At 72.9% G+C, this 13,210-nt stretch carries 12 protein-coding genes; 4 read left to right on the top strand and 8 right to left on the bottom strand.

Features of this window, described 5'->3' with window-relative positions; genetic code table 11:
* Nucleotides 1-129 precede the first annotated feature (129 nt).
* Both ACWCQK_RS24175 and ACWCQK_RS24180 read left to right on the top strand, forming a co-directional pair.
* Nucleotides 130-1,152, top strand: a complete 1,023-nt coding sequence (locus tag ACWCQK_RS24175) for a hypothetical protein (RefSeq protein WP_451158118.1) — start codon at nucleotides 130-132, stop codon at nucleotides 1,150-1,152.
* Nucleotides 1,153-1,318: 166 nt separating this feature from the next.
* The gene (locus ACWCQK_RS24180; protein WP_451158120.1) at nucleotides 1,319-2,629 is read left to right on the top strand and encodes an MFS transporter; all 1,311 of its coding nucleotides are present in this window, start codon (nucleotides 1,319-1,321) and stop codon (nucleotides 2,627-2,629) included.
* On the opposite strand, the gene ACWCQK_RS24185 is transcribed toward ACWCQK_RS24180, so the two are convergent.
* From ACWCQK_RS24185 to ACWCQK_RS24195, 3 genes are all read right to left on the bottom strand, one after another.
* Nucleotides 2,591-3,436, bottom strand: a complete 846-nt coding sequence (locus tag ACWCQK_RS24185; protein ID WP_451158122.1) for a spermidine synthase — start codon at nucleotides 3,434-3,436, stop codon at nucleotides 2,591-2,593. The two genes, ACWCQK_RS24180 and ACWCQK_RS24185, sit on opposite strands and share 39 nt — an antisense overlap.
* 109 nt (nucleotides 3,437-3,545) lie before the next feature.
* Nucleotides 3,546-4,724, bottom strand: a complete 1,179-nt coding sequence (gene tuf, locus ACWCQK_RS24190; protein ID WP_451158123.1) for an elongation factor Tu — start codon at nucleotides 4,722-4,724, stop codon at nucleotides 3,546-3,548.
* Between the two features lie 304 nt (nucleotides 4,725-5,028).
* Nucleotides 5,029-5,751: a DNA alkylation repair protein gene (locus tag ACWCQK_RS24195; protein ID WP_451158125.1), complete on the bottom strand. Its 723-nt coding sequence runs from the start codon at nucleotides 5,749-5,751 to the stop codon at nucleotides 5,029-5,031.
* Between the two features lie 50 nt (nucleotides 5,752-5,801).
* On the opposite strand from ACWCQK_RS24195, the gene ACWCQK_RS24200 reads away from it, so the two are divergent.
* Entirely contained in the window at nucleotides 5,802-6,575 is a 774-nt protein-coding gene (locus ACWCQK_RS24200) for a TVP38/TMEM64 family protein (protein WP_451158127.1), read from the top strand.
* 24 nt (nucleotides 6,576-6,599) lie between these two features.
* Here ACWCQK_RS24200 and ACWCQK_RS24205 read toward each other — a convergent pair whose 3' ends face one another.
* The 5 genes from ACWCQK_RS24205 to ACWCQK_RS24225 all read right to left on the bottom strand — a co-directional run bounded on the left by ACWCQK_RS24205 (nucleotide 6,600) and on the right by ACWCQK_RS24225 (nucleotide 11,956).
* Nucleotides 6,600-7,769 (bottom strand): thiolase family protein, encoded by a 1,170-nt coding sequence (locus tag ACWCQK_RS24205; RefSeq protein WP_451158129.1) that lies wholly within the window; start codon nucleotides 7,767-7,769, stop codon nucleotides 6,600-6,602.
* A gap of 801 nt (nucleotides 7,770-8,570) precedes the next feature.
* Entirely contained in the window at nucleotides 8,571-9,089 is a 519-nt protein-coding gene (locus ACWCQK_RS24210; RefSeq protein ID WP_451158131.1) for a GNAT family N-acetyltransferase, read from the bottom strand.
* The gene (locus tag ACWCQK_RS24215) at nucleotides 9,086-9,817 is read right to left on the bottom strand and encodes a cupin domain-containing protein (protein ID WP_451158133.1); all 732 of its coding nucleotides are present in this window, start codon (nucleotides 9,815-9,817) and stop codon (nucleotides 9,086-9,088) included. The genes ACWCQK_RS24210 and ACWCQK_RS24215 overlap by 4 nt, the downstream gene beginning before the upstream one ends.
* A complete protein-coding gene (locus ACWCQK_RS24220) occupies nucleotides 9,811-10,740 on the bottom strand; it encodes a DUF6807 domain-containing protein (RefSeq protein ID WP_451158135.1) in 930 nt (309 codons plus the stop codon). Before ACWCQK_RS24220 ends, ACWCQK_RS24215 begins: the two co-directional genes overlap by 7 nt.
* 16 nt (nucleotides 10,741-10,756) lie before the next feature.
* Complete coding sequence (locus tag ACWCQK_RS24225; RefSeq protein WP_451158137.1) at nucleotides 10,757-11,956, bottom strand: Gfo/Idh/MocA family protein; 1,200 nt, start codon at nucleotides 11,954-11,956, stop codon at nucleotides 10,757-10,759.
* Between the two features lie 356 nt (nucleotides 11,957-12,312).
* Between ACWCQK_RS24225 and ACWCQK_RS24230 the strand changes: the two genes are divergently transcribed.
* Nucleotides 12,313-13,188 (top strand): undecaprenyl-diphosphate phosphatase, encoded by an 876-nt coding sequence (locus ACWCQK_RS24230; RefSeq protein WP_451158139.1) that lies wholly within the window; start codon nucleotides 12,313-12,315, stop codon nucleotides 13,186-13,188.
* Nucleotides 13,189-13,210 lie beyond the last annotated feature (22 nt).

A 13,210-nucleotide genomic window follows, 5' to 3' on the forward strand; every position in this document is an offset into this window, starting at 1 on the left:
CATGTCCAGCATGTTACCCACGAGTAGTCTTCGCTGACCAGATCCCGCGCCCGGTCTTCGGTCTTCGGTACGTCCCTGACAAACAGCGGTGACCCATTCGTGTCCCTGGCGGCACTAGGGTTGCTCGGCATGTGGCCAGGACAACAGCAGCCGCCCGGGGGCGAGCAGAACCCGCAGGGGCAGAACAACCCGTACCAGCAACCGGGATACCAGCAGCCGAATCCGTATCAGGATCCCGGCTACCAGCAGCCCAACCCCTATGCCCAGCAGCCGCAGTGGGGCACGCCCGCACCCGTCGGGGCCCCCGGTCCGCAGCCCGGCGGTGGCGGCGGTGGCAACCGGACCAAGCTGGTCGCCATCCTGGCCGCGATGGCCGTGGTGGTGGCGGCGGGCGTCACCGGATACCTGGTCCTGGGCAAGGACAAGGACGACGTCGAGGTGTACGGCAAGGACAAGAAGCCGAGCCGGTCCGCGTCCGCGCAGCCGAGCGACACGGCCGCCAGCCCGTCCGGCACGGACGACGACCCGCGCGGCAACGAGACCCAGAAGCCGACGGTCGCCGGCTGGAAGGTCGTCGTGAACCCCAAGTGGGGCATCGCCTTCGACGTACCGGCGGACTGGGAGGTCCAGTCCCCCGGCCTGAGCCTCGGTTTCGAGGAGACCAAGTCTGACGACGGCAAGCCGATCATCACGATGTCCGGCGCGGCCGAGTACCAGTCGAAGTGGTGCACGTCCGACGACGACAAGGACGGCCGGACCGACGACACCCCGCTGGCCGTGGTGGGCACCAAGGGCGCCGGCGGCGCCAAGAGCTCCGACGAGGTCGCGGTGAACACCCCCGCCTGGTGGGTCTACGGCGGCTACACCCAGCCGGACAAGAAGTCGATCACCTTCGACAAGAAGGCCACGCCCTACACGACTGCCTCGGGCATCCAGGGCAGTTACGCCTGGGCGCAGTCCACGAAAACGCCCCGCAAGGGTAAGTGCGCGAGCGACGGAAAGGCGATCACGTTCGGCTTCAAGAACTCCGCCGACGACTTCGTCTCCTGGAACCTCTACGGCGCCAAGGGCGTCGACAAGGAGGTCCCGAAGGCGACCGTCATGAAGATCCTCAGCACGGTACGGCTGCAGGGTGAGCCGACGGCGGGCTGATCGGGCCGGGCAGCGGGTGATGGGCGACTGGGGGCGGACGACGGGTGCGGGCGACGGGGGGCGGGCGACAGGGGGGCGAACGCCGCATCACGCCTGAACCGGTCCGAAAGCGAGGATAACGGGCCTCGGTTTGGCGGCCCGGGGTAGCTACGGGGATAGTCGGTCGGTGACTCCCACCGCCGCTTCCCGCCGCCGCCCGCGCAGACCCGCCTGGGCGGACCGCAACTACAGCCTGCTGACCGCCTCCGCGTTCGTCACGAGCCTCGGCAGCCAGGGCGCGCTGATCGCCGCCGCGTTCGCCGTGCTGGAAGCCGGCGGCGACGGCGGCGACGTGGGTCTGGTGGCCGCCGCCCGCACCCTGCCGCTGGTGCTGTTCCTGCTGGTCGGCGGCGCGGTGGCGGACCGGCTCCCCCGGCACCGGGTGATGGTGGCGGCCAACGCCCTCAACTGCTGCTCGCAGGCGGCCTTCGCCGTCCTCGTCCTGGCCGGCGAGCCGAAGCTGTGGCAGATGATGCTGCTGACCGCGCTCGGCGGCACCGGCCAGGCGTTCTTCAGCCCGGCCGCCGAGGGCATGCTGCTGTCCTCCGTCGAGGGCGAGCAGGCGGGCCGCGCGTTCGCGATGTTCCGCATGGCGATGCAGGGCGCGGCGCTGGGCGGCGCCGCCCTGGGCGGCGCGCTGGTCGCCGTGGCCGGACCGGGCTGGGTGCTCGCCGCCGACGCGGCCGCCTTCGCGGTCGCCGGAGCGATGCGTGCCTTCCTCGACGTCAGCCACATCCCGCCGCGCGCTCCCGGCGGCGGGCTGCTGGCCGATCTCCGCGAGGGCTGGCGGGAGTTCATCGGCCGGCCGTGGCTCTGGGGCGTCGTCGTGCAGTTCTCCATCGCCAACGCGGTCGTCGGCGCCGCCGACGCGGTCTACGGCCCCCTCGTCGCCCGGGACCATCTGGGCGGCCCGGGCCCCTGGGGCCTGGCCCTGGGCTTCTTCGGCGCGGGCACGGTCGTGGGCGCGCTGCTCATGACCCGCTGGAAGCCGCACCGTCTGCTGCTGGCGGGCACCCTGTGCGTGTTCCCGCTGGCCCTGCCGTCCGCCGCGCTGGCCGTGCCGGTGCCGGTCTGGGCCCTGTGCGCCGTGATGCTCGTGACCGGCGTGACACTGGAGGTGTTCGGCGTCTCCTGGATGACCGCGCTCCACCAGGAGATCCCGGAGCACAAGCTGTCGCGGGTCTCGGCCTACGACTGGTTCGGCTCGGTCGCCCTGCTGCCGCTCGCGACGGCGCTGGCGGGACCGACGGAGGAGACGTTCGGGCGGACCGCCTCGCTGTGGGGCTGTTCCGTGCTGGTCCTGGTGGTCACCACAGCGGTGCTGTTCGTACCGGACGTCCGTAATCTGCGGCGGCGGACCCTGCGGGTGTCGGCGGGCGAGCCGCAGACCGAGAACGGCTCAGCCGATGCCGAACGCCCCGTCGGGGGGCTCGGGTGACGGTACGGCGTCCTCGTCCCGCACCGGGCGCGCGTCGCCCGTGAAGTCCCGCAGCGCGGCGCCGTGTTCGACCCGCGCCGGGAAGGCGTCCGCAGCCACGAGGCGGGTCAGCGCGGCGGTGTCCAGCGGGCGGCGGGCGGCGACCAGGACCGCGTTGCCGAACCGGCGGCCGCGCAGCACGCCCGGTTCGGCGATCAGCGCGAGCTGCGGGAACACCGTGGCGAAGGTGGCCAGTTGGGAACGGAGAAAAGCGAAGGGCGCGGCGTCGGCGAGGTTGGCCAGATACACGCCGTCCTCGCGCAGGACCCGCCCGGTCTCGCGCGCGTAGCCGACCGACGTCAGGTGCGCGGGGACGCGCGAGCCGCCGAAGACGTCGGCGACGAGGACGTCCGCCGAGTCGTCGGGAGCGCCCTCCAGCCAGCCGCGGGCGTCGGCCGCGTGCAGTGCGATGTCGGCGTCGGCCGGGAGCGGCAGCTGCTCCACGACCAGTTTCAGCAGGCCCTGGTCGGCCTCGACGACGTCCTGCCGGGAGCCGGGCCGGGTCGCGGCCAGGTACCGGGGCAGGGTGAACGCGCCCCCGCCGAGGTGCAGCGCGTCCAGCGCGCGTCCCGGCTCGGCGACGGTGTCCAGGACGTGTCCGAGCCTGCGGGCGTACTCGAACTCCAGGTGCGTCGGCTCGTCCAGGTCGACGTACGACTGCGGGGCGCCGTCGACGGTCAGCAGCCAGGCCCGCTCCCGGTCGACGTCGGGCATCAGCTTGGCGAACCCGTGATCGACGACTCGGCTGACGGGTATGGGCTCGTTCACCGTCCCATTGTGCCTGCGTGCGGTGCCCGGACGGAGCGCGGGGAGCGCGGGGGCCACGAGAGCGACCGTAGCCGTTCCCGCGGTCCCCACGCCCGGATGGCGCGCCGCCTCACTCGACGGCGGTCACCGTCCCCGCGCCTACGGTCCGGCCGCCCTCCCGGATCGCGAAGCCGAGCCCCGGCTCCAGCGGTACCTCGCGGCCCAGTTCGACCGTCATGGTGACGGTGTCGCCGGGCCGGGCGAGGGCCGTGTCGCCGAGGTCGACGTCGCCGACCACGTCCGCGGTGCGGATGTAGAACTGCGGGCGGTAGCCGGTCGACACCGGGGTGGTGCGCCCGCCCTCGCGTCCCGACAGGACGTACACCCGCGCCGTGAAGCGCCGTCGGGGCGCCACACTGCCGGGCGCCGCGACGACGTGCCCCCGGCGGACCGCGTCCCGGGCCACCCCGCGCAGCAGCAGCGCGACGTTGTCGCCGGCCTGGGCCTCCGCCATGGGCCTGCCGAAGGTCTCCACGCCGGTGACGACGGTGTCGACCCCGGCGCCGAGCACCTCGACGCGGTCGCCGACGCGGACCGTGCCGCGCTCGACGGCACCCGTGACGACGGTGCCCCGGCCGGTGATGGTGAGCACGTTCTCCACCGGCAGCAGGAACGGCGCGTCCACGTACCGCTCCGGCATGGGCACATAGGTGTCCACCGCGTCGAGCAGCGCGTCGATCGACGCCGTCCAGCGCGGGTCGCCGGCCAGCGCCCTCAGCCCGGAGACGCGTACGACGGGGGCGGCCTCGCCGCCGTAGCCGTGCGTGGTGAGCAGTTCGCGGACCTCCAGTTCGACGAGGTCCGCGAGTTCCTCGTCGGCCACGTCGGCCTTGTTCAGCGCGACGACCACGTGGTCGACGCCCACCTGGCGGGCGAGCAGCACGTGCTCGGCGGTCTGCGGCATGATCCCGTCGAGCGCGGAGACGACGAGGATCGCCCCGTCGAGCTGCGCGGCCCCGGTGACCATGTTCTTGACGTAGTCGGCATGGCCCGGCATGTCCACGTGGGCGTAGTGCCGGGTGTCGGTCTCGTACTCGACGTGCGCGATGTTGATGGTGATGCCGCGCGCGGCCTCCTCCGGCGCCCGGTCGATGCGCTCGAACGGTACGTACCGGGTGGAGCCGTCCGCCCCGCGGTCGGCGAGGACCTTGGTGATGGCGGCGGTCAGGGTGGTCTTGCCGTGGTCGACGTGCCCCATGGTGCCGATGTTCAGATGCGGTTTGGTGCGTACGTACGCCGTTTTGGACATGGCGGAACCTCGAAGTCTCTCAGTGAGCCGAGTGACGGTCCCGGCGCTCGGAGCGCGGCGGGACGGGGACCCCGAGGAACTGGCCGACCCTCCCCCTGCGGGGTCCGCCGGAATTTCCGGAGAGGGTCAGCTTCGGGCGCCGTCGGCTGTCGCGAGGACCACGGGCACGGCAGCCTTCGGCACATCCGCGACCGCGGATGCTGCGAGGAGGAAGGCGTACCGGAACATGAGGCCGATCATCGCCGACGCGTGACGTGCCGTCGAATGGTTTTCCCGGCCGCCGGGTCCGGGCCCGGGCAGCCCCTCAGGCCGCGATGTTCTTCAGTGCCTCGCGGACCGAGAGCGGCGCGAACCGGCCGCGTTCGCGGGCGAGGAAGCCGCGGACGGCCTCGGGATCGGTCTTGGCGTACTCGCGCAGGCACCAGCCGATGGCCTTGCGGATGAAGAAGTCCGGGTGTCCGGACTGGCGCAGGCAGTAGGCGAAGAGGCGGTCGGTGTCGGTGCGCTCCTTGTAGCGCAGTTGGTGCAGGAGGGCGGTACGGGCGACCCACAGGTCGTCGTCCGTGATCCAGGCGTCCATGTCCGCCGTGAGCCGGGGGTCGGCCTCGACCAGGGCGCCGACCACGTGCGCGGCGAGCGCGTCGACGGTGTCCCACCAGGGGACCGTGGTGATCAGGTGGCGGGCCACCGGCAGGAAGCCGGCCGAGCAGCGACCGGCGTGGCGGCGCAGGTAGTCGACTGCGAAGTACTGGTATTCGCGCTCCGGCAGTCGCCAGCAGCGCAGCGCGATCGCCGCGCAGTCGTCCTCGTCGGGACGGGGCATGCCCTCCAGGACCGCGCGGGACAGCACGCGCCGCTCGGGCGAGGGCAGGCCGAGGAAGGGGGCGACGTCCTTCATGTACGCGCGCATGACGGCGGCCCGCTCCGCGTCCGCGGCGGCCGGGTAGACGACGGTCAGCCGTTCGAGCACGCGGTCGGCGAGCACGCTGTCCGGCACGTGCGCCGGGCCCTCACCTGTGACGGTCATGGGACGAACCATACGGCGATCAGACACCCAAGTCGGTTACTGTCACGGGCATGCTCGATGCCACCACCCGCTCTGGGGGCACCGCAACGGCCTGTCCCCTGGCCGCCGCCACGGAGCTCGCCGCAGCCGTGCCCCCGCCCCCGCCCGTCGGTTTCGCCGCGCGCTGCACGAGAGCGCTGCTCTCGCCCTGGTCCCGGTTCGCGCTGCTCGTCGCCCTGCTCGCGGCGGCGGCCTGCTGCGTGCTGCTGTTCGAACCGCAGAAGCTGCTCGCGCACGGCTGGCCGCCGCGGGCGGGCGGCGCCACGGCGACCGTCGTGTTCGTCGTGGCGTACGGCCTGTGCACGGTGGCGTTCGTACCGCGGCCGCTGCTGAACCTGGCGGCGGGCGCGCTGTTCGGCTCGGGGCTCGGGACCGCTTCGGCGCTGGCGGGTACCGTGCTCGGCGCCGCGCTGGCCTTCGGTATGGGCCGTCTGCTCGGGCAGGACGCGCTGCGGCCGCTGCTGCGGGGCCGCTGGCTGAGGGCGGCGGACGGGCAGCTCAGCCGGCACGGCTTCCGCTCGATGATGGCGGCCCGGCTGTTCCCTGGGGTGCCGTTCTGGGCGGCGAACTACTGTGCCGCCGTCTCCCGCATGGGCTGGCTGCCGTTCCTGCTCGCGACGGCGCTCGGGTCGGTCCCGAACACCGCCGCCTACGTCGTGGCGGGTGCGCGAGCCTCGTCGCCGACCTCGCCGGCGTTCCTCATCGCGATGGCCGCCATCGCCGTACCGGCGCTGGCGGGCGCGGTGGTGGCATGGCGCAAGCGCCACCACCTGCGCCCGAACTGACGTTGCGTCCGAGTTGACGGAGCGTCACACCGATTCCAGGATCATGGCGTTGGCGAGTCCGCCCGCCTCGCACATGGTCTGGAGCGCGTAGCGGGCTCCGCGCTCGCGCATCGCGTGGACCAGGGTTGTGGTCAGGCGCGTGCCGCTCGCGCCGAGCGGATGGCCGAGCGCGATCGCGCCGCCGTGCACGTTGACCTTGGCGAGGTCGGCGCCGGTCTCCTGCCGCCAGGCCAGGACCACGCTGGAGAACGCCTCGTTGACCTCGAACAGGTCGATGTCGTCGACGGTGAGGGACGCCTTGCGCAGCACCTTCTCGGTCGCCGGGATGACGCCGGTGAGCATCAGCAGCGGGTCGGAGCCGGTGACGGCGAAGCTGTGCAGCCGGGCCAGCGGGCGCAGACCCAGGCGGGCCGCGGTCTCGCTGGAGGTGATGAGCACGGCCGAGGCGCCGTCGTTGACGGGGCTGGCGTTGCCCGCGGTGACGTTCCACTCGATCTGCGGGAAGCGTTCGGCGAAACCCGGGTCGTAGTAGGCGGACTTGAGGCCGGCGAGGACCTCGGGCGTGCTGCCGGGGCGTACGCACTCGTCGCGCGAGACGCCGTGCAGGGGCGCGACCTCGGCGTCGAAGAGGCCCGCGTCCCAGGCGGCGGCCGCCTTGTGGTGCGAGGAGACGGCGAAGTCGTCCATACGGTCGCGGGTGAGGGACCACTTGGCGGCGATGAGTTCGGCGCTGACGCCCTGCGGGACGAGTCCCTCGGGGTAGCGCTCGGCGACGCCGGGGCCGAAGGGGTCCTTGCCGGGCGGCACGTTCGACCACATCGGCACCCGGCTCATCGACTCCACGCCGCAGGCGACGACGAGGTCGTACGCGCCCGACATCACTCCCTGCGCCGCGAAGTGCACGGCCTGCTGGGACGAGCCGCACTGCCGGTCGACGGTGGTCGCCGGGACCGTCTCCGGGAAGCCGGCCGACAGGACCGCGTAGCGGGTGGTGTTCATGGCCTGTTCGCCGACCTGGTCGACGGTGCCGCCGATGACGTCGTCGATGAGCGCCGGGTCGACTCCGGAGCGCTCGACGAGGGTGCGCAGCGTGTGAGCGAGAAGCTCGACGGGGTGGATCTGCGCGAGGGAGCCGTTCGGCTTGCCCTTGCCGATCGGGGTGCGTACTGCTTCGACGATGACTGCGTCACGCATGGTGCGGGCCTCCTTGGCCGCCGGGCGCCACCAGGGCGATTACTGGTGAGTAGGAAATCCGAACCCACCATAACTCCGTAGCTTTGAAAATCAAACCCCTCCCCTCCGGCTGAGACCTCCCTGCTCACCCTGCGGGAGGTGTTGCTCCTGGCCGGCGACCGCTCTGACCAGCCGGTACGCGACGCCGACGCCCCGCGCGACGCGCGGGAACCCAGACGAAGCGGGCCTACGGCGAACAGCCACGGCGCCGCGAGTACCGGCCCACGCGCGCCGGACCCGGAAGGGGGCCGGAAGGCCCGGCCCTCATGGCGCGAACGACGATCACCCCTTAGTGATCGAGCACAACTGAGGCGGCGAACTCTCGTCGCGCTCGTGACCTGCGCCATCCAGGGCGCCGAGGACCGGGCCGGACGGTCCCGGGACCGACAGCGACCTGAGCCCTCCACCACGGGCGCGGCATGCTCCCACCGGCGAGCCGACCGCACCGAGCCGCCCCGGCTGCCGGGGGCGCGTACGGCGACGCACTACACCGAAACCGGGCGCCCCGCGCCCAGGGCCCGGCGTAACGGGCGCACCGACCGCGCCAGACGGTCGGCGCGCAAGACCCGGTGTGACAGACGGACCACGCCGGAGCCGCCCGGCCGACGTCCAGGACCCGCAGGGCAGGCGGACCGGATCTAAAGCCGGGAGGCCGACGCGCGGCGCTCGGGCGGTGTTCAGGGGTTCCGACCACGCCGGAGCACGGCGCTCAAGGTGTGCTCAGGGGCCCGACCACGCCGGAGCACGGCGCTCAAGGTGTGCTCAGGGGCCCGCGTAGCAGTGGACGGTCACCGTGCGGGTCGGGCCCCACAGTTGCGCCACCGTCGCCATGCGCTCCCAGCCCAGCCGCTCGTAGAGCGCGGCCGCGGCGGTGTCGGAGGCCACGACGTCCAGCACCGGGTGCAGGCCGTGTCCGCGGGCCTCCCCTACGGCACGGTCGATCAGCAGCGCGCCGATGCCGCACCCCCGCGCCCACGGCGCGACGAACAGCCGCCCGACGACGGCGGCCGACTCCGAGTCCGCACCGGCGCGTTCGCCCCACAGTCCGGGGGCGAGATCGCCCATGCCGCCACGCGCCAGGCCGACATGGCCGGCGATACGGCCGTCGAGTTCGGCCACCCAGGCCCCGAGGGAAGCCGACGGGGACAGCCACGCCTCGGGCCGCTCGGGCCAGTCCACGGGATAGCCGTCCCGCCGATGGACCTCGGCCAGGATCCGCACGCACGGGGCCAGGTCGCCGTCCGTCCGGTCGCGCACCGCACCGGCCGTCGGACCGTTCACACGTCCCCCTGCCCGCTCTCGTACACGTCGAGCCGTCCGCACATCCCGAACCTCCCCCGTTCCGAGGCCTGTTCGGATCGTACGACGGCCCCGCCGAGGTGGGAGAGGTCGCCCCGTTCGAGGCGGTCGAGCTGCTCCCCGGTCGCCGCCGCGGCCGCCTCGGCACCGCGCCGCCAGCGCTCACGCCACTCGGCGATCCGGGGACGCACCAGCGCGCCGGCGGCCCGGTGGAAGGCGGCCAGCGCCTCGGGGCCCTCGGCGGCGCGCAGCGCCCGGTAGCCCTCCAGCGCGAGGTCGCGCCGGGCCCGGGCGATCCGCTCCCGTTCGGCCTCGGGCGCGTCGGCCGGGATCGTCGTCGCGGCGGCGTACGTCCGCCGGTCGGTGAGGTGCGACGGCGGCAGCGTGAGCACCGCGTCGCCCGCCTCCGGCAGCCCGCCGTTCTGCATCAGGACGGTGATGCGCAGGCCGCCCTCGTTGACCAGCCGGTGGATCGTGCCGGGCGTGAACCAGGCGACCGTGCCCGGCGTCAGCGGCGTGACCGCGTAGCCGGACGCGGTGAGTGTCTGCACGGCGCCGCTCCCACCGGTGACGACGTACGCCTCCGAACAGGCCAGGTGCATATGGGGAGTTCCCCCACAGTGGCCGTCGGCCGCCGGCCAGTCGTACACCGACAGCCGCGACAGTCCGATCCCGCCCGGCAGCCCGGCGAACCGCGCCGGGCTCACCACGGGTGCGTCTCCAGGTAGTTGGCGATCTCCTTCCGCGCCCACACCCCGTCGGCGACCACGACGCGGTAGCGGCGGGTGAGCGTGTCGCCGGGGGCGAGTTCGAGCTCGTCGTGGAAGGACCAGGATGGGGCGACGGCGGCGAAGGGCTCGTTGCGCACGAACCAGTGCGCGGGGTGGGTGCCGCGCGAGCCGGCGTGGTCGTTCTCCGGGGCGTGCGCGAAGACGACCGTGGCATGGCCGTCCGCGCCGTCGTGTTCGCCGCGGAGCGCGAGCCAGGGCGCCTGGGTGCCCATGAGTTCCTGGCCCTCGCCGTCGGGTCCGACGACGTGGCCGCCGCGGAAGGAGCGCGGGCCGCGCCAGAACAGACCTGTGTAGCCGGCCAGTTCGCGCCCGGCGGTGGTCGGACTGCCGAACCGCAGCGGCTCGTCGCGCCGGTTGGTCACGGCGGTCGTCCAGGTCAGCGCCCAGGAACCGGCGGCCGGGTCGACGTCGTGGATCTCGACCCGACGTCGTTCCTCGGCCCACAGCTCTCCGCTGTACGGGTGCCAGGTGAGCCGCTCCGCGATCACGACGCGGTCGCCGTCGGAGGTGACCTCGTCGAAGGCGACATGGGCCATCGAGCCGACACGCTCGGGGAGTCGGAGGTATCCCTGGCCGTGCACGTAGGTGTTCCCGCCCCACAGGTTCGCCCCGGACAGATGGGAGGCGGTGAGCGACAGGCCCTTGTGCCAGCGGTGGTCGTTGGGCCGGTAGTCGGTGACGACGTCGCCGGCCAGGGTGCGCAGGGGGTGGATGTACGGTTTGGGCGCCTCCCAGGCCGCCTCCGGCCGGTAGACGTAGGCCATCAGCTCGACACCGGTGGTGGGTTCGGTCACGGTGACGCGGTCGCCGTGCGCGTGGACGACGCGCAGTCCGTCCGTCATGCGGGAACCTCCTCGTTCATGCGGGAACCTCCTCGTTCGTGTGGGGTCCGGTGGCGGCGGTCCCGGGTGCCCAGCCGGGCACACCGCCGTGCAGGGCCGGGTAGAAGGGGTCGCCGGGTCCGATCTCGCCGCGCCGCACCGTGACATCCGTGAACGCCGACTTGTACAGCGCGCTGATCAGTTCCAGGGCCGCGCGCCCCTCCGCACCGCTGCCGCGCGGCCGTCGCCCGGCGCGCATGCTCGCCACCAGTTCGCGCAGCTGCTCCAGGTGCGAACTGGGCACGTCCGCGCCGAAGTCCCGCCAGACCGCCGCCTCTTCGGCCGGCACGTGCGGGGCCGGGGTGACGCGCCAGTCGGCGTTGCGGTGTCCGTAGAGGTGGGTCAGTTCGACGGTGGCGCGCTCGCAGTCGATGCGGACGCGGCTCACCTCGTCCGGGCTGAGGACGCTGTTGACGATCGTCGCCATGGCCCCGTTCTCGAACCGGACCAGGGCGGTCGAGACGTCCTCCGTCTCCACGTCGTGCACCAGGCGACCGGCCATGGCCCGCACCTCGGCCCAGGGGCCGAGCAGATCGAGCAGCAGATCCATCTGGTGGATCCCGTGCCCCATCGCGGGGCCGCCGCCCTCGGTCAGCCAGCGGCCCCGCCAGGGCACGGCGTAGTAGGCGCGGTCGCGGTACCAGGTGGTCTGACAGTGCGCCACGAGCGGCCGGCCCATGGCCCGCCCGGCGAGCAGCGCACGGACATGGCGGGAGCCGGAGCCGAAGCGGTGCTGGAAGACGATGGCGGCGAACGGGCCGCCCTCGGCGCCCTCCTGAGCCGTCACGGCGTCGAAGTCGGCGAGCGTCGGCACCGGTGGCTTCTCGCACCACACCCAGGCCCCGGCCCGCAGCGCCGCCACCGTGTGCTCCCGGTGCAGGGCGGGCGGGGTGCAGACGGTGACCAGGTCGGGCCGCTGCTCCCGCAGCATCAGGTCCAGGTCGGCATAGGCGTGCGGGATCCCGCCGGCCGCGCAGAACTCCCGCACGGCACCCGCGTCGATGTCGACCGCGGCGACCACCTCCGTCTCCCCCTCCTCGGCGAGGCGGGCCAGCGCGGGCAGATGGGAGCCGCGCGCGATGGCTCCGGTGCCGATGACGGCGGCGCGGACGCGGCGGCCGGTGAGCGGAGCGGAGCGGGGCAGGGAAGTCCCGGTGCGGGCGGCGGGTGTGGACATGGACGTGATCAGCACTCCTCCGGAGCGGCGAACAGGACGGCGAGCACGGCGTACCCGGCGGCCACCACCTGCCCGGCGGACACGACGTATACGGCGAACACAACGGCCACAGTGCGCAGCAAGCGCTTTCCCCGCAGGGCAACGTATGCGGCGCCACCGCGGCCGGTCAACACCCCGGGACCTCCGCGCGCCGACCGCGTTCGAAACCCCTGTGGCGGACCTGTCATCGGGGGACGCTACGCTGCCTCACGGCGCACGTGATCAACGCGCGCGACGGAACGCGTGTCCGTGTCACCGCACGGCGGACCCGGCGGCCCCTCGCCCCTTCCCCATCGGCACTTGGACTCCCTCACTTCATGTCTTGGTTTGAATCACTCATCCTCGGACTCGTCCAGGGGCTGACCGAGTTCCTTCCCGTGTCGTCCAGCGCGCACCTGCGGCTGACGGCGGCCTTCTCGGGCTGGAAGGACCCGGGGGCCGCGTTCACGGCCATCACGCAGATCGGCACGGAGACCGCCGTACTGATCTACTTCCGCAAGGACATCGGGCGGATCATCTCCGCGTGGTTCCGCTCGCTGTTCGACAAGGCGATGCGCGGTGACCACGACGCCAAGATGGGCTGGCTCGTGATCGTCGGCTCGATCCCGATCGGCGTGCTCGGCCTGACGCTCAAGGACCAGATCGAGGGACCGTTCCGCGATCTGCGGGTCACGGCGACCATGCTGGTCGTCGTCGGCGTCGTCATCGGCATCGCCGACCGGCTCGCGGCCCGCGACGAGAAGGGCGGCCGGCACCGGGCGCCCAAGCAGCGCAAGGCGCTCGAGAACCTCAGCGTCCGGGACGGCCTGATCTACGGCCTCTGCCAGGCCTGCGCCCTCATCCCCGGCGTCTCCCGTTCCGGCGCCACCATCAGCGGCGGCCTGTTCATGGGCTACAAGCGCGAGTCGGCGGCCCGGTACTCCTTCCTCCTCGCCATCCCCGCGGTCCTCGCGTCCGGGATCTTCGAGACCAAGGACGCGCTGGAGAACGACCACGTGGCCTGGGGCCCGACGATGTTCGCGACGGTGATCGCGTTCGCGTCCGGCTACGCCGTCATCGCCTGGTTCATGAAGTTCATCTCCACGAAGAGCTTCATGCCGTTCGTCTACTACCGCGTCGCGCTGGGCATCGTCATCATCGTCCTGGTGGCGACGGGTGCGCTGAGCCCGCACGCGGCGGAGTCCGCGGGCTGACCTGCCGGGAGAGGCGAACCGA

The sequence above is a fragment of the Streptomyces sp. NPDC002306 genome (genome assembly GCF_053593435.1).